Below are 16780 nucleotides of genomic sequence, written 5' to 3' on the forward strand. Positions count from 1 at the left end.
TTTTGTGGAAGGGAACAGGCAAGATGCCTGTTCCACAAGATGAAAATTCATCTTTTGTGGAAGGGAACAGGCAAGATGCCTGTTCCACAAGATGAAAATTCATCTTTTGTGGAAGGGAACAGGCAAGATGCCTGTTCCACAAGAAGAGAATTCATCTCTTGTGGAACGGGCATCTTGCCCGTTCTTAAGAATAGTACAATATGTCAGATTCAATAAATATGGGTAACAAAAAGACAAATAAAAGTGAACTAACCCTGCAATTTCACGCTAAAAAAATGCTGTCTGACTACGTAACTGCTGTTACTTGGTCGCCGGATGGCAAAACTTTAGCAGTCTGTTCCGCTGCGGGCGAAGTGATGTTAGGGACTGTAGGGACAATGAATGAATTGTCCTTGCAACCGCTACAAACTGCTACGGGTAAATCAGCCGATTGCTTGTCTTTTTCACGCGACAGTCAATTCCTAGCTGCTGGCGGACAAGACGGACGGGTGCAAATTTGGCGCGTTAATTCTGGGGAATTAATTGCTAATTTGGACAACCAGCGCGTCTGGGTGGACAAGTTAGTTTGGAGTCCGAACTGCAATCAGTTAGCTTTTAGTATGGGCCGCTGCGTTCAAGTTTGGAATGCTGATGATGATGTTGTTGAAGTAACGCTGAATTTCGACTCATCATCTATCCTCGATTTAGCATGGCATCCTGTTGTTAAATATCTGGCAGTTAGCGGCTATCAAGGTGTCAAAGTTTGGGACGGCGAAGACTGGGACGAAGACCCGCACGTCTTGTCAGTACCGTCTGCAACAGGTGCAATTTCTTGGGATACGTCAGGGAAATATTTAGCTTGCGGTAATATTGACAACACCCTAATTGTTAATGAATGGGGCAGTTCTCAACCGTGGATAATGCAGGGTTTTCCGGGGAAAGTTCGGCAGTTAGCTTGGTCGGGTAAAACTAATTCTTTGGGTGCACCTTTGTTAGCTGCTTCGAGTTCTCAAGGCATTTCTGTCTGGGAAAGAGACGCTGATGAAAGAGTCGGTTGGGAAGGTTGGGCGTTAGAAGTGCATGAAAAAGTTGTAAATGCGATCGCCTTTCAACCTACCACATTTTTATTAGCTTCTGCAGCCGCAGATGGTCAAGTTTGTTTGTGGTATGAAGCAGAACAATTGCTGCAAATTCTCAAAGGTGCAGAGGGCGGTTTTTCCTGTCTCGCATGGCATCCCGAAGGCCAGTTTCTCGCGGCTGGCGGCTGTGGAGGCGAATTGCTGGTTTGGTCAAAGTTTATGCGTGGCAAAGGCTTCGGGGGGCGCTAAGTTCGCATAGGTGCCGGTTTGACCAAAACATAAACAATTGAAAACTTTAGGATTTACCCACGGATGCCGAGAAACCGGCTTTTTCGAGCGTCTACTTCGTTGCATACCGCATCGAGTAAAAAACCCGGTTTCTAAGCGTCGAAGTGCGTCCTGGAGTGTTATCCTCTCTTTCTTGTCAAAATCCCTTGACTGGGACTGAACAGCAAAGCTACTAAAAATAACCCAAAAACAACTAATACAATTGCCGCACCAGACGGCATATTCCAATAATAGCTGAGATACATACCAGTCACGCTAGCTGTAATCCCAATAATAGCTCCTAATCCCATCATTAAATGTAGCTCTTTTACCAACAAATACGCCGTCATTCCCGGCCCGATTAACAGCGAAATTACTAACAGCGCTCCCACGGTTTGCAAACTCGCAACAATCGTCAGCGTAATCGCCGAAATCATCCCCAAATAAATCCAGTTTACAGGCAAACCGCAGGCTTGCGCCCCCAGGGGGTCAAAAGTATAGAATAGCAGTTCTTTGTAAAAGATTTTAACGATCGCCAAAATAATCAAAGTTATCACAAAAGTCTGCTGCACGTCAGCAGGTGCAACTGACAATATATTCCCAAACAAAAACCCATCTAGGTCTAATTTTGTTGTCCGCAACAGGCTAATTAAGGTGACGCTAATTGCTAAAAATGTCGATAAAATTAATGCCATGACTGCATCAATTTTTAGGCGCGATTGGGATTGAATCCACGCCATAATCACGGCGCTGATAATTCCCGATATAAAGGCACCGATCGAAATATTGAAACCTAAAGAAAAAGCTACGGGCAATCCTGCTAATACTGAATGGGCAATCATGTCAACCATCATTCCCATTTGCTGTACAATTAGGTATGAACCGACAACGGCGCAGAGAATTCCTAGCAAAATGCCGACGGCGATCGCATTTCGCATGAACTCGAATTGTAGCGGCTCAATTAGTAGGTTTAACATTGAATTAGGTTAATAATAGGTTTTTTTTAACTACAATCAATTGCACAGGCGGGACGCCCGTGCCACAATCCACTTCACAGGCGGGACGCCTGTCCCACAATCCACTTCACAGGCGGGACGCCTGTCCCACAATCTACTTCACAGGCGGGACGCCTGTGCCACAATCAATTGCACAGGCGGGACGCCTGTGCCACAATCAATTGCACAGGCGGGACGCCTGTGCCACAATCAATTTTAAAGATAAATCTTTTTTGGCTTACGCTGACACTAAACTTAAATCGTATCCATAGGCTTTTTGAATATTGGCTGCGGTGAGCACTTCCTGGCAGGAACCGCTCGCAATTAACTGCTTGTTGAGCAATAATAAATTGTCGTACTGTTTTAACGTTTCGCCTAAATCGTGACTGATTACTAGCAATGTTTTATTTTCTGCTTTTAGTTCGGCAAAAATATCGAAAATAATTTCTTCGGTTGCTTTGTCGATCGCGTTAAAAGGTTCGTCGAAGAAAAATAAATCGGCTTGTTGGGCGATCGACCTTGCTAAAAAAATCCGCTGTTGCTGTCCGCCAGACAGTTCGCCAATTTGTCGATCGCGCAAATCCCACATTCCCACCCGCAGCAAAGCGGCTTTGACCAATTCTTGGGACTGCTTCGAGGGGCTGCGAAACCAGCCAGTCTTAACGGTTCGCGCCATCATCACCGCATTCCACACCGTAATCGGATAATCCCAGTCAATTTGCGATCGCTGGGGCACATAAGCCACCCGCGATAACTGCTGCTTCAACAACCGCCCCTGATATTTCACCAAACCGCGACAAGCCGGGATCAATCCCAGCATCGCTTTCACCATCGTGCTTTTCCCCGCGCCGTTGGGGCCGAACACACCCGTTAATTGTCCGGGATCTAACTGGAAATTCACGCTGTTGAGGGCTGCAATTCCGCGATAATTGACAGCCAAGTCTTGCACTTCTAGCATAATTAGAGATTTTGAGAACGATTCTTGTTCGTAGCTACTACAATAGGATAACTCGAAAAAGCAATAATGATTATCGTTCCAAAGGTGAAAATGTTAAAGAACTTGCCTGGAAAAACCCGCAGATTTTGCGGTGCCACTGTTTTGGCAATTGGCTGCGGGCTGGTTGGCTGCAGTGGAGGACAGAACGCAACCAATCCGGTGTCAGAGAGTCCCGCCGCAACTCAAACTCCAGCCAGTCAGGCCGCCAACTTGCCCAAAGTCGTCGCCACGACTGGCGTTATCTGCAACCTAACTAGAGAAATCGCTCAAAGTTCGATCGACACCACCTGTCTAATCAAGCCGGGAGACGACCCCCACGCCTATCAAACTAAGCCGGAAGACCGCAAAGCGATTGAAACCGCAAATCTGATTTTATACGGCGGCTACAACCACGAACCCAGCATCATTAAGTTAATTGAATCTAGCAGTAATTCCGCACCCAAAATCGCCGTACACGAACTCGCAGTTCCCAAACCGCTGATAGGCGAACACGAGCACGAACACGGCGAAGAGAAAGCGGAAAATGAAGCCCATGCAGAAGGCGAAAAAGTCCCTGACCCTCACGTTTGGCATAACCCTCAAAATGGCATCCGTATGGTAGAAACAATTCGCGACCAATTGATCGAAGTTTCTCCCACCAATGCTCAACTTTATACAAAAAATGCAGCCGCCTTAACAGATGAGTTGCAAAAAGTAGATACTTGGATCAAAGCTCAAATTGCGACTATTCCAGCCCAAAAACGCAAGTTAGTAACAACTCACGATGCTCTGAGTTACTATGCCGATGCTTACGGTTTGGAGATGGCTGGAGCTTTACAGGGTGTGACGACAGAGGAACAGCCCACGGCCGCAAGAATTGCCGAATTGTCCTCAGAAATTAAGAGTACAGGAGTGCCGACTATTTTTGCCGAAACTACAACTAATCCGAAGTTGATGGAGACTGTGGCGAGGGAGGCAAATGTCAAAATTTGGGACAAGGAACTTTACAGCGACGAGTTGGGCGGCCCCGGCACCGGTGCTGATACTTATCAGGGAATGCTGAAAACTAATACTTGCACGATTATTTCTGGCCTCGGCGGCAATTGTACTTCCTTTGCAGGAGAAACTGCACCAAATCCCAAACCATAGACTTTCTAAAGTTCGCCTAGCAAGCACCTTACATTTGCTGGATACGCAGCAAAACGCAGCGTTTGCAATCGCAGGGGTTTTCGATTGCAAACGCTGCGTTGGCTGCGATGACTTTAAGGTGAATTTTGCTCCTCGGTACTGGGGGGGTTTTGGCCAATTCCCAATTGCTTCTTAGAGGATTTTAAGTCTTTCCAAAGCATCTTAATATCTTTATAGGCTTTCTCAGCACTAATTTTCCCCCCTGTTTCCAGCGAGCAAATATAAGTTATTTTTTGAGCAAACTCCTGCAAATTGGCATTAAACGCCAAGTTTTCTGGCGTGAAATCACCGTAGTAGCGATTGCGAGGATGTAAAAAATCTTCCCGCTCTTTCATTGCCCCCTCCTAATTTAACTTTTGGTATTCAACTTTTGGTTCGGTCTCTGCTGTTAATAGCACTATTTGTACTCTGTATCGCGGCGCCAACTTGCTTCTATTGTATTGCGTAAGTAGCAATTGTGCTTTTTCGCTCTGTATTTAGTCTATTAATGCAGTCTTAACCTTAAGTTAGCTTTATTTTAACTTTTCTTTAACCTAAAAGCAAAAAAATTGGGAAATGCGCGGTTCGCATCTCCCTTTAGAGATATTTGGCAGTGGGTGATTAACCTTTTCTGAAGCCGAATATTTATTTGTTGCACTCGCAGCCTGTATGGCCGCAGCCTTGGCCGTTGGGGTGTCCGTCAGCGCAAGCACTGGAACAATATGTTTTGCCGTCTTTTTCAATGGCTTCGCTGGGACTGACAACGCACGAACATGAAGGGCAGGCACATTTTGTTTGGGTGGCGGTAGTCATTTGAGCTTCTCCTGGTGGGGTTGTTTGTCTATACTTATATATGAACACATATTCAGATATAAGTCAAGGGAATGTAAAATTTTTGTTACAAAAGGTTTGCCGATCACACTAAAATGAAAATGAGAATTAAAACTAGCCGGGAAAAGATGTCACCCAACTCTGCTGTTAACGGAGCGATAAGTCAGTCTCACGAACAAAACGATACACCAATGTGCGATCGACCGCACCTAGTGGACAGTGTACGGGTCGGGGACATCCAAACACAAGTGCTCAACACCGCAAAAGCTCAGCGGATGGCTGAGTTTTTCAGTCTTTTGGGAGATGCGAATCGCCTGCGGCTACTGTCGGTTTTGGCAAAACAAGAACTGTGCGTGTGTGACTTAGCTGTGGCGTTGAGTATGAGTGAGTCAGCAGTATCGCACCAGTTGCGGGCTTTGCGGGCGATGCGGTTGGTAAGTTACCGCAAGGTTGGGAGACAAGTTTTTTATAGTTTACTCGATCGCCACGTTTTTGAACTTTACCAAGCAGTCGCCGAACACTTAGACGAAACCTAATCTTATTCTCCTTGGATGGTGTGGCCCGTAGCTACCACAGCTTGTTTGATTGACTCATCAGAAGCTTGGGCTTCAACAGTAACAGTCTTAGCTGCGACATCCACATTGACAGTAGCTTCGGAGTCAACAGTTTTGATGGCTTTGGTAATTGTATCACCGCAGCCAGAACAGACGATCGAGGGAACCTTAAGTAGTATTGCCATAATAAAAGCCAAATATTGTAGATGACAGTGTTGATTGTGCTTTTATTTTAATCTAATTTCGCTTTCCCCGCAAAAGTGCGCCAGAATAAATTCTGACCCTACAAAAGCCAAGTCCTGCGGCGCCAACTAATGACTAAGGATATCATCTCCGATCGAGCGATTAAAAGGGCGGGTTTTTGAGATTGTTAATTATTGGCAGATATTGTGGGTGAACCCGCCCCTACCGTATTAGGGGTAATCGACCGGACATAATATGACTGATGACTGATGACTGATGACTAATGACTGATGACTAATAACTAATGACTAATGACTGATGACTAATGACTTAATATCTGGTATGCACCGGCCAACGGCGGCGGCTACAGGCCGTAAACTCGCAACTAAATCTACCATATCTGGTAAAGAAAGAGCTTGCCGCGCGTCAGAAACCGATTTTTCTGGTTGCGGGTGACATTCAATAATTAATCCGTCTGCACCGCAAGCAACCGCTGCTTTGGCGAGTGGTGCGACTAATTCTCGCTTGCCGACGGCGTGAGAAGGGTCTACAATTACTGGCAAATGAGTTAACTGTTTGAGGGCTACGACTGCACCTAAATCTAATACATTCCGGGTGTAATTGTCGAAGCTGCGGATGCCTCTTTCGCACAGAACTACATGAGGATTTCCGTGACTGACAATGTATTCGGCGGCCATCACAAATTCTTCGATTGTGGCTGACAAGCCGCGTTTTAGCAAAACTGGTTTTCCGGCTTGACCGATCGCCTTTAGTAACTCGAAGTTTTGCATATTCCGACTGCCTAATTGCAGCATATCAGCATAGGTGACAACTGGCTCAATTTGGGCGCTCGACATTACCTCTGTCACCACGGGCAAACCGTAACGCCGGCTGACATCGGCTAAAATTTCCAGTCCCTCAATTCCCATCCCTTGGAAAGAATAGGGAGAAGTGCGGGGTTTGTAGACTCCGCCTCGCAAAGCTTGCACGGAGGCGGCGGATAGTTGGCGGGCAACTGTTTCCATTTGTGCGGAACTTTCTACGGTACAGGGGCCACCGATGATTAATAATTCTGTGCCGCCGACTGAGACTGTTTCTGAAAGTTTGACAATTGTTTGGTGTTCGGGATGAGATTTGGTTACGAGTTTGGCTTCTAACATGAGGATATTTTCCAGCAAAATTAAGTGGGTGGTTGACAACAAAAAACCCGGAACTTTTAGGAGTTCCGGGTTCGTGCGAAAAGACAGCGCGACAATTTACCCAGAACTCTTGTTGGGCCAAAAATAAAAGCTGTAGTACCAGTTACTGAATAATGTCATTGCTGTTTTCGCTTGTACTCGATTGGTTGTTGGGGAAAGAAGTAGAAAAAACAAAACCGCAGGTGTTAATCTGCGGTTCGCCCGGATGTTCACAGTGAATTGCAAATTCACTCCGGGCGAACTTGGCTGTACCAAAAATAAAAATAGCTGTTGGCTGTGAACATAGCTGAAGTGCTGCGATTTTTGGATTAAACACAATACTATTCGACAAGCTAGCACAGGGAGACTGGGATGTCAAGCATTGTTTGCAAAATGTATGGAAACGGCAATGGCGTTTAACTCGGCGCGGTTGTCGTTTTTTGGCTATGTCTGTTATTATATCAATATAGGGACAAAGCGACAAGTCCTTATATCGACAAGCGACCCTATCCGATCGCGCGCCTGTGTGTCAGGCTAGACACATAGACAAATCGATATAGCGATATGGAAACTTTGACTACAAGTAAAACTGTGTCCGTAAAAATCTATCTACCTGAAGAGACAAGAGCCAAGTTCAAAGCATCTTGCGCCATGCGTAGCCTCAGCATGAATGAGGTTCTGTTGGAGTATATCGAAACTTGGTTACAGGAAAACGAACCCGTTTTAGAGCCAAAGCCCCAGCGCGTCAAGACGATCGCCAAAACTGAGGAAACACACTGATGACAAGCGAATTTCTTCATGTGGTAGCCGCCACGTGATTTATCTCGCGCAAATCAATCGAAAGCATCTCAAATCTCAAATCCTTGCGTCCCCCGAATTTATCTCGCGCAAGTCAATCCAAAATCCAAAATCTAAAATCTAAAATCGAATGACCGATCGACTATATCGAATAAATGGCATCCTCGAACCAACCGCGAGGGACAAATGCTGAGAGATTCAGACAACCCAGAGAAATCTTGGGAGGATTTAGAAGCGGAACTGCTTCCTCACCGTCCTTTTTATGCCCCCGGCGAGACTGAAATTGAAAAAGACCTTTATGCTAAGCGACGATGTGCTCAGCATAAAATGAAGGCTGAAAAACGCCCCGATATTGCAGGCCGTTCTTATTACTACTGCACGGAGACAAATAATGATGACTAACTCGAATTACCGACTGCTACCTGCCAGAGATGAGTATGTGCAAGTGTCTATCTATCTCAATCGGGTGCATTTAGACGGATATACGCCCGATCGCGCGATCGCACAATTGATCGAAATGGGTTATGCTCCTATTTTGCAATATCAGTGGAATCCAAAACGAAATGAGTTTGATTTATTTGCTCTGATTCACGATCGCCCGATCGCCGATTCACTGATGGATAAACAGGCTTGTGATGCTCTCTGGGCTGCTTTTAACCAATCTTCGCTTTACGTGATTGGTTGCGAGGCGGCGCAAAATTCTAACTGGCTAGCGGCACGCAGCTTTAATGATCCGCGCCGTCACGCTACGCCGGAGGAAATCGAGCCTCTGGAAGCAAATGCTACGGCCGCTGCTTAATATTTTAGTCCTGAGCGCAACTGGCACAAAAAAGGTATGTAGTTGCGTTTAAGCGCTCTTAATATCTATGAAAGAGCGCTCTCTTGGCAACTATGTGCCTCAAAAATCTTTAACTACTTATGGTTGAATGAAAATACCGATCGCATTATGAACTCTCGCAGCAGTTGACGGAGGTCGATCGAGCAAACTACCTCCCAAATACAAACCCGTCGAACTTCCCCCATCCAAATTTAAAGCATCCACAGCACCCATTTGCTGCAAAATCTGCGCCAGTTCTGCGAAATTTGGCCCCGCCCCGCCCGCGCGATTGTGCACCGCTACAATCAGCAAATTCCCCGCAGCATTTCGCCCGATCGCACTTCTAATTGCTGTCTGTCTAACAAACGCATCGCTAAACCCTTCCGCCTTAGCATCCAGCACAACTTGACTGTTTTGTACCAACACCGGGCCGCCGCCGATAATGTAAGGAAAACGGTTGAAATCAGCAGGAAAAGTGTTAGTTTCCAAACGCAATAAAGTGCCGATAGAAAGTTCAGATGCCGGGAACAAATCGGCACGCAAAGCCAAAATATAACCGTTAGCTGGAATGGGAAAAGTTGTTGTTCCCGGCGCACCTCCGGGGGATTGGCTGACAACTCTATCGCCAGCAACTGTCACAACTATTTCATTGCCAGACAACGGAGTATAAGTTGTTCCCCAATCAGAATTGTAGCGACCGATTCCCGGTTGTACGTAGGCACTATTGAGATGAGAAACAGGCAAAAGTTGATTGGCCGGAGTCATCACAGTTTCTTGCAAAGTTAAACGATCGATCGCAAATTCTCCCCGATCGTTCCACGCGATCGCCCCCCGGTTCAATATCGGCCCGGAAAGCCATTTATTGTCGCGCCGAATTGCCCCTAAAGCTAAGCGATTAATTCGATTAAAAAACCCTGCATTAATCGCCGCAGCAGCACCGGAAACTTCGGCTGTTTCCAATAAAGGTGCAGTGCCTCGATCGGCAGGCGGATTGCTGAGAATTGGTCGAATTTTCACACCCGCTTGACGCGGATTAACTTCTAACCAAACTACCGGAAAACGATCGGTTCCTAAATTCTGATACTGCTGCCGCCACTGCACACCGGGCGCCCAAACGATGTTTTTTTCTACTAGCGAATCTGGCCGAATGTCGATAACTAATCGATTGGGATTTCCCAGGCCCAAAACTTGCGGCCGCCAACCTAAAGGAATCTTCACTTTGACTTTGGTTCGATCTCCGTCAGGTTCGACTTTTAGTGATAGCAATTGTTGGCTGGTTTGAAAAGTTTCCTGAAGTAACGCCGGATCGACTTTGGCATCGATCGCGATCGACCATTCTTGACCGGCGATCGGCGCTGCGGGCGTTATTGGCAGCGGGAGAGCGGGTTTGGTCGGGTCGTCTGGTGTTTCGAGGTTTGGCGCTGCGCGGAGGTTTGGCAGTGGGATAGCGGGCTTTGTGGGGTCGTCCGGGGGGTTGGGTGTGGGTGTCGGCGACGGGATTGGTTTATTGACAAAGTTGACTTGCCAAGGGGCGGGTCGATCGATATCTACTACAATGCGATCGCCCGATTCTATTTCTGCTTGCCGAATTCCGGTAACACTTGCAGTTTGAGAAGTAATTTTAAGAATATTCCCATCAGCAGATATCTCCCAGCCCGCAAGTCTAGCAAAATCGGTAACATCTAAGTAACGATACGGGCCTGTTGCCCAGGTTGCTAAGCTTTGATCACCGGTTAAAGATACCGAAAACCACTGCACAGGTTGTTTGGTACTGTCGGCGCTGCTAAGCAAATCCACTCCCGCACCTTGCATCAATCCAACATCAGCAATCCAAGTTCGGAAATTCGCAGAAGTGCTGTTTGCCGGCTGCTGAGTCCAACTTAGGGGGAGAATGCGGCCGTTTAGAGACACTTGGCGGCCTTGTTTGATTCTGGAATCTGGCGGTAGAGATTGAGCCAAAAACCTATATTCCGACAGGGAATGAATTCCCTGTCTCATAGCTGAAGTCCTCTCAAGAGGACTATCTGTCAATATTTCAGTCGGTTTTAACCGACTTTCGCTATCAGCCAGGGAATGAATTCCCTGGCGGGATCTCGAAGCATGAATCAACCCAGCCCTTTCCCCCTCTTGTGCTCTTGCGGGTTGATTCCAGACTAAAGACGGGACGATCGCCATTACGGGTAAAATCGAGACTAACAATATTAGACGCCAATAGAAAAAATTACGTTTCACAGCTTACCACTCACAATTTCACTTCTAAACACATGGGGATTTAGAAACCCGGAAAATCCGTATGTCTCTTCTTACTCAACGGCACTAATTGCCCTCAAGCCTTACTACAAAAGGCTCACACCGGAATAGAAATCACAAACTCCGAACCCTCCCCCAAAGAAGAATTCACGAGTAACGTACCTCCATGTTTTTCCACCACAATTTGATGGGCGATCGACAATCCTAATCCCGTTCCTTGACCCACAGGCTTGGTTGTGAATAAGTGGTTAAAGATATTTTCTTGGACTTCCTTCGACATCCCCACTCCATTATCCTTAATCCGAATCAAAACCTGATTGTTGTCTTCGCTCAGAGCAGTTTGAACCGTGATTTGATTAGGTATGGCTTTAATTTCACTAAAACTGCGCCCCTTATTTGACTCCTCCAGAGCATCAATGGCATTAGCCAGTATATTCATAAATACCTGGTTTAACTGTCCGGGAAAGCATTTCACTAGAGGCAATTTACCATACTCTCTCACAACTTCAATGGCAGGGCGGAACTCGCTGGCTTTTAAACGGTGCTTGAGAATTAGCAGAGTGCTCTCTAGTCCATCGTGAATATTGAAAGAAACTGGTCGATCGCTATCAGCCCTAGAAAACGTTCTCAAACTTGTACTGATATTGCGGATGCGCTCGACTCCCTCCTTCATCGAGCCAATCAATTTTGGCAAATCTTCTCGCAAATACTCCAAGTCCATATCCTCTATTTCGGCTTCAATTTCCCCTCCCGGATTGGGAAATTTTTCTTGATACAAATCAATCAAATTGAATAAATCCCCCACGTAGTCTTGAGCAGGTTGCAAGTTGCCGGCGATAAAGCCTACGGGATTGTTAATTTCGTGGGCTACCCCTGCGACTAAATTTCCCAAAGCAGACATCTTTTCACCCTGTACCAATTGCAACTGCATCTGTTTGAGATTCTGAATAGACTGCTCCAGTTTTTGGGCATAATCCTGAGATTGTTGATAAAGCTGTTGAGATTGCTGATACAAGCGGGCGTTTTCCAGCGAGATGGCAGCTTGGGAGCAGAGGATGTTGAGGAGGGCGACGCGATCGCCAGTGAATGCCCCCGTCGTCAGATTATTTTCCAAATACAGAATTGCCATCATTTTGCCTTGATGGATAATCGGAGTACATAGGATACTCTTAGGTTGGTGCTGCTTGATATAGGGATCAGAAGCAAATATCAATTCAGTCTTGACATCATCGAAAACTAGGGTTTTATTGCTACGTTTAACGTAATTAATCACAGTCTGGGGAATAGATTCGCTCTCCTCAATCCCAATAGTTTCTTGCAGAAGACAGCCTTGGCGATCGCTACAGTGGACGGCGATAGTCCAGTTGTCGTCTTCTTTTAAAATTAATACTCCTGTTTGAGCGCCTGCATTCTGAATCGCCACTTCCATCAGGGTAGTGAGCAATTGTTCCAGCTTAATTTCGCTAGACAAAGCTTGATAAGCTTTGATAACAGTTGGTAAATCTATGACTGTGGTACTCGTACTGCCAGCAATTGTTTGGCGATGAATAGAAATCAATGAAGTCTCATGGGAGGTAGTACCTTTCTCCAATGAACGAGCGTTTTCCTGTTTGAATATAGGAGCCAGAAGTTCGGGATAGCGTTGTTCTAGAGCGTCGATTTTTGCTTTCGCTCCCCAACGAGCATAAGCATAGTAAGCATCTATTAAATATACCTGGGCAACTTTTTCTTTCCCCCATGCCAGGTAGAATTTAGCAGCCAATTCATTCGCCAGAGCTTCTTCGTTGAGATAATCGTTTTCTTTAGCCAGAAAAATGGCGCGATCGTATGCCTCCATCGCCTGCACATTCTCACCCAGCACTCGGAACAGTTCGGCTTCCACTAGGTAACATTTGTGCGAAAAATTCATGGGGGCGTGATGTGCCCATTTATGAAGGATTTCCTGGTTGCTTCTCACTTTTTGCAGATGTTCTTGTTTCTCTTGGGATGAACCCACATCGCTACAAACTCCCAGCCGTGCTAGAGAGTCATAAAAATAGAATATCGGCACATTAAGCATACCCATAACCGCGTCTAAATACTGTTCGGCTTGCCGAGCATTTTCTAAAGCTTGCTCGGTTTCTCCAAACAGGTAACACACAAGCAATTTATGGAAATAAAAATAGTGGAGTCCGTTGCGATCGTTTGCTTGGATGTGAAAGGGGAGCATTGTTTCTTCATTGTAAGCATTTCCCACAAATTGACAGGGATTTTCCGATCGCCCCAGCAGATTTAATAAAGCCTGATGAACGATTTTAGTATAATTTAAAGCTGCTTCTTGTTTAAATTGAACCAGCGCATTGCAGTAAGTCGCCACCTCCTGTTCGAGTCCCGCAATTTCCCGACCGATTAAATATGAATATTGAGAGATTTCTTTGGCAGAATATCCTAATTCTAGCTCTCCTGTTTCCAGTCCTCTGGCGTAACCCTCTTTTAAAAGAGGGATGGTTTCTTTAACATGATGTTTACCATGTATGATGTGAACGCCGACTGTATAATATACTTTAGTTTTGAGATAATTAGCATTAAATAAATCTACAATATTTAACGCTAGTTTTCCAAATTCAAACCCTGTTTCAATGTCTTGAACTACACCGCTTAATACCAATCCATACAAGCCGTAAGCAAAAGCAGATAAGGGCGCATTGCCATAACTAACCGACAAATTAACCATTTCGACAATAACCAGTGGCAGGAGAAGTGGAGCCGTGATGTAGGCTGGAGAAACTAAACCTGATAAAATTCGCAAGGCTGCTTGTTTTTGGAGATTTTCCATTTCTGGCAAATCAATAAAGTCGGCAATTTTTTTGCCAGCAAAAAGTGATGCGGTTTGTCCTAGTCCCTGCTGAATATCTGCCGGAGTTGGATTTTTTGGGAAGCAAATTCCCAAGAGTTTGAGAACTGCTAAGCCCATTTCAACGGCTTGTTGAGGTTTGACTTGCGCCGTACAAGCAGAAAGCTCGATTTCATAAACTTTGACCTTATCCAGCAGCGTTTTGGCATTGTGCAGGACTAAAGCTGCTAATTCCTCCATTTCCTGAAAATCATAGCTCAGGTATGCGGTTTCGGCCGCTAATACGTGCAGTTCCAGGGCTGTTTCATAGTGAGTGTGCCAGCTATCGGGAGCTAGGATTTGCCTGCCAAAACTTAAATATTTGCGTGCTGCAGCATAAGCAGTAGAATTCTTCGCCTTGCGTCCAGCGATTAAATTCAACTCAGCCAGTTGGTAACGCTCTGTTGGTTCGGTAATTAAATCAACACCATAATTCAACTGGTTGACTATATTAAAAATTTTCTCTTCTCTTTCTGTTGTTGGAGTATTAATCAACAAAAGTTGACCAATATTGAGGTGAGTGGATTGTTTCTGGGATTCTGGAATCAAAACGTAAGCTGCTTGCTGTACGCGATCGTGCAAAAATTTGTAATAACAGGAGTCGGGATTCTGGAACCACGAGTCAGAAGTATTGCTTTCTTCTTCTGAATTCTGATTTGTGAATTCAAACTCCTCTGAACTGAAAAATTTATAAACTTCAGTTAGTGGCAGAATCAACCCTGCTTGCAAAGCTGGCCACAAGTTGGCTGCCGTATCTAAAGAAGATTTTTCACACACTACCGCCAGCGTTGCCAAATCGAATTCGTTGCCAATGCAGGCCGCTAACTTTAAAACTTCTTGCGTCTGGATCGGCAACTTTTGCAATTGAATCGCCATGAACTCGACAACATCATCTGTCAGAGCTAAGGTTCGCACTGTGGCGATATCGCACTGCCAATACCGCTCGTCAAAATTAAAGGTAATTAGCCCATCTTCATGCAAAGATTTGAGAAATTGTGTGCTGAAAAATGGATTGCCTTGGGTTTTTTGATCGACCAGTTCTGTTAAGGGCATGGCCAACGCTCTAGAACAAACTAAAGTATCGGCAATCAAACAATTTAAATTGAAACAATCGAGTGGCGCGAGAGTAATAGTGTTGACTGTGGCTCCGGTTTGTTGAATGTCGGATAATGTCAGCATTAAAGGGTGCACGGGACTGACTTCGTTATCTCGATATGCTCCTATTAAAAAGAGATAGTGCCGATCGCGATCGCTCGTCAAAAGTTGAATCAAGTTTAATGAGGCTGAGTCTGCCCATTGCAAGTCGTCTAAGAAGATGACGAGGGGATGTTCTTTGGTTGTGAACAGTTGAATGAACTTCTCTAATAAGCGATTGAAGCGATTTTGGGCAGCACTGCCCGAAAGCTCTGGTGCGGGTGGTTGCTCTCCGATAATCCGTTCTAGTTCAGGAATTACCTCAACGATTACCTGAGCATTCTCGCCCAATGCTGTCATAATTTGAGTCTTCCACTGTTCAACTTTAGCGTCGGTTTCACTCAACAATTGACCCATTAAATCGCGAAAAGCTTGTACAAAAGCTGAGAATGGTTGGCTGCGTCCAAATTGATCGAATTTGCCTTTGATGAAGTAGCCTCTCGCTGCGACAATCGGTTTGTGAACTTCGTTGACGACGGCGGTTTTGCCAATACCTGAGAAGCCAGCCACCAGCATCATTTCGGCGCTTCCTGCACTCACGCGATCGAAGGCTGCTAGTAGGGAGAATACTTCGTTCTCTCTACCATATAATTTTTCGGGAATGATGAAGCGATCGCACAAATCTCGCTGCCCTAGCTTAAAAGAGGCGATTTCTCCAGTTTCTTGCCACTGGTACAAACAAGTTTCCAAATCAAACTTGAGTCCGATCGCACTTTGATACCTATCTTCAGCATTCTTCGCCATCAGTTTGCTAACAATTTCAGACAGCACCAATGGAACGCTTTTGTTGAGGTGATGGAGTGGGATAGGCTGCTTGGCAAGGTGACAGTGTACTAACTCTATCGGATCTTCGCTTTGGAAAGGCAACTGTCTCGTCAGCAGTTCGTAGAATGTAACTCCCAGAGAGTAGAAATCCGTGCGGTAATCAATGCCTCGGTTCATTCGCCCAGTTTGTTCGGGAGATATGTAAGGTAAAGTGCCTTCGAGGAGGTTGGGATTTTGAATTTCTTGGGTTTGGCGCGGCAACAGGGAAGCGATGCTGAAGTCAATCAGCTTAACTTGTTTGCTGACAGGGTTAATTAAAATATTGGCAGGTTTGAGGTCTTTATGGATGACGTGGTGGCGATAAAGTCCGTCAAGCGAGTTGGCAATTTGAATGGCAATGGGAAGAAACTCGTTAATAGGCAACCCTTCCAGAGGTTCCTTGCTGGCGAACACTAGACTAGCGAGGTAGCTATTTAAGGAAATTCCGCCAAAGTCTTCCATCACCAGAGCATAGTGGTTATGGTATGTCTCCAGGCTGTATGCCTTGACAGTGCCGGGGATCTCTAAGTTTTTAGTAATGACAAACTGATTGCGGAAGTGAACGAGTTCGTGGAAGCGGGGAAAGTCATTTCGCAGCAGTTTGATCACTACGGGCTGCCGATCGGCAGACCGACGGGCACGATAAACTAGAGTTCGATTGCCTGCGTATATTTGCTCGTTAATCTGATATCCTCGCAAAATATTTGTTATACTAGCCATACCTACCTATTCCTACTGCTTCTGTCAAGCCTGAAGCTTTTTAGAGTTACTATCTAATATTTTCGCTCTATCGGCCGTGCTATTGATTAACTATATTTAGTTTAATCTACTTTGTA

General features: G+C 45.5%; 14 protein-coding genes. 6 read left to right on the top strand and 8 right to left on the bottom strand.

Annotated elements, in window-relative coordinates:
- The first annotated feature begins 200 nt into the window (after positions 1–200).
- On the top strand, positions 201–1307 hold the full coding sequence (locus QUB51_RS23560; protein ID WP_333212179.1) for a WD40 domain-containing protein: 1107 nt from the start codon (positions 201–203) through the stop codon (positions 1305–1307).
- A gap of 158 nt (positions 1308–1465) precedes the next feature.
- Here QUB51_RS23560 and QUB51_RS23565 read toward each other — a convergent pair whose 3' ends face one another.
- Together QUB51_RS23565 and QUB51_RS23570 are read right to left on the bottom strand one after the other, a co-directional pair.
- Entirely contained in the window at positions 1466–2302 is an 837-nt protein-coding gene (locus QUB51_RS23565; protein ID WP_333055969.1) for a metal ABC transporter permease, read from the bottom strand.
- A gap of 256 nt (positions 2303–2558) precedes the next feature.
- Positions 2559–3278, bottom strand: coding sequence for a metal ABC transporter ATP-binding protein (locus QUB51_RS23570; RefSeq protein WP_333055968.1), 720 nt, complete (start codon positions 3276–3278; stop codon positions 2559–2561).
- Positions 3279–3344: 66 nt separating this feature from the next.
- On the opposite strand from QUB51_RS23570, the gene QUB51_RS23575 reads away from it, so the two are divergent.
- Complete coding sequence (locus QUB51_RS23575; RefSeq protein ID WP_333055967.1) at positions 3345–4445, top strand: metal ABC transporter solute-binding protein, Zn/Mn family; 1101 nt, start codon at positions 3345–3347, stop codon at positions 4443–4445.
- A 113-nt stretch (positions 4446–4558) separates the two neighbouring features.
- Here QUB51_RS23575 and QUB51_RS23580 read toward each other — a convergent pair whose 3' ends face one another.
- Entirely contained in the window at positions 4559–4819 is a 261-nt protein-coding gene (locus QUB51_RS23580; RefSeq protein WP_333055966.1) for a DUF7219 family protein, read from the bottom strand.
- Between the two features lie 289 nt (positions 4820–5108).
- On the bottom strand, positions 5109–5276 hold the full coding sequence (locus QUB51_RS23585; protein WP_333055965.1) for a metallothionein: 168 nt from the start codon (positions 5274–5276) through the stop codon (positions 5109–5111).
- A 146-nt stretch (positions 5277–5422) separates the two neighbouring features.
- Here QUB51_RS23585 and QUB51_RS23590 point away from each other — a divergent pair, with 146 nt between their 5' ends.
- Complete coding sequence (locus QUB51_RS23590) at positions 5423–5830, top strand: metalloregulator ArsR/SmtB family transcription factor (RefSeq protein WP_333263526.1); 408 nt, start codon at positions 5423–5425, stop codon at positions 5828–5830.
- A gap of 2 nt (positions 5831–5832) precedes the next feature.
- Here QUB51_RS23590 and QUB51_RS23595 read toward each other — a convergent pair whose 3' ends face one another.
- Positions 5833–6033: a heavy-metal-associated domain-containing protein gene (locus tag QUB51_RS23595; RefSeq protein ID WP_333055964.1), complete on the bottom strand. Its 201-nt coding sequence runs from the start codon at positions 6031–6033 to the stop codon at positions 5833–5835.
- Between the two features lie 306 nt (positions 6034–6339).
- Complete coding sequence (aroF, locus tag QUB51_RS23600; protein ID WP_333212182.1) at positions 6340–7191, bottom strand: 3-deoxy-7-phosphoheptulonate synthase; 852 nt, start codon at positions 7189–7191, stop codon at positions 6340–6342.
- A gap of 582 nt (positions 7192–7773) precedes the next feature.
- On the opposite strand from aroF, the gene QUB51_RS23605 reads away from it, so the two are divergent.
- The 3 genes from QUB51_RS23605 to QUB51_RS23615 all read left to right on the top strand — a co-directional run bounded on the left by QUB51_RS23605 (position 7774) and on the right by QUB51_RS23615 (position 8806).
- Positions 7774–7989 (top strand): plasmid partition protein ParG, encoded by a 216-nt coding sequence (locus QUB51_RS23605; RefSeq protein WP_333055961.1) that lies wholly within the window; start codon positions 7774–7776, stop codon positions 7987–7989.
- 204 nt (positions 7990–8193) lie between these two features.
- The gene (locus QUB51_RS23610) at positions 8194–8409 is read left to right on the top strand and encodes a hypothetical protein (RefSeq protein WP_190739384.1); all 216 of its coding nucleotides are present in this window, start codon (positions 8194–8196) and stop codon (positions 8407–8409) included.
- Entirely contained in the window at positions 8399–8806 is a 408-nt protein-coding gene (locus tag QUB51_RS23615) for a hypothetical protein (protein ID WP_333055959.1), read from the top strand. The genes QUB51_RS23610 and QUB51_RS23615 overlap by 11 nt, the downstream gene beginning before the upstream one ends.
- Positions 8807–8923: 117 nt before the next feature.
- Here the strand turns inward: QUB51_RS23615 and QUB51_RS23620 are convergent, their stop codons facing one another.
- Together QUB51_RS23620 and QUB51_RS23625 are read right to left on the bottom strand one after the other, a co-directional pair.
- Positions 8924–11056 (bottom strand): phosphodiester glycosidase family protein, encoded by a 2133-nt coding sequence (locus QUB51_RS23620; RefSeq protein WP_333233816.1) that lies wholly within the window; start codon positions 11054–11056, stop codon positions 8924–8926.
- A gap of 115 nt (positions 11057–11171) precedes the next feature.
- On the bottom strand, positions 11172–16664 hold the full coding sequence (locus QUB51_RS23625; RefSeq protein WP_333263510.1) for an AAA family ATPase: 5493 nt from the start codon (positions 16662–16664) through the stop codon (positions 11172–11174).
- Positions 16665–16780 lie beyond the last annotated feature (116 nt).

This window comes from Microcoleus sp. AT8-A3 (assembly GCF_036705675.1).
GTDB lineage: Bacteria > Cyanobacteriota > Cyanobacteriia > Cyanobacteriales > Microcoleaceae > Microcoleus.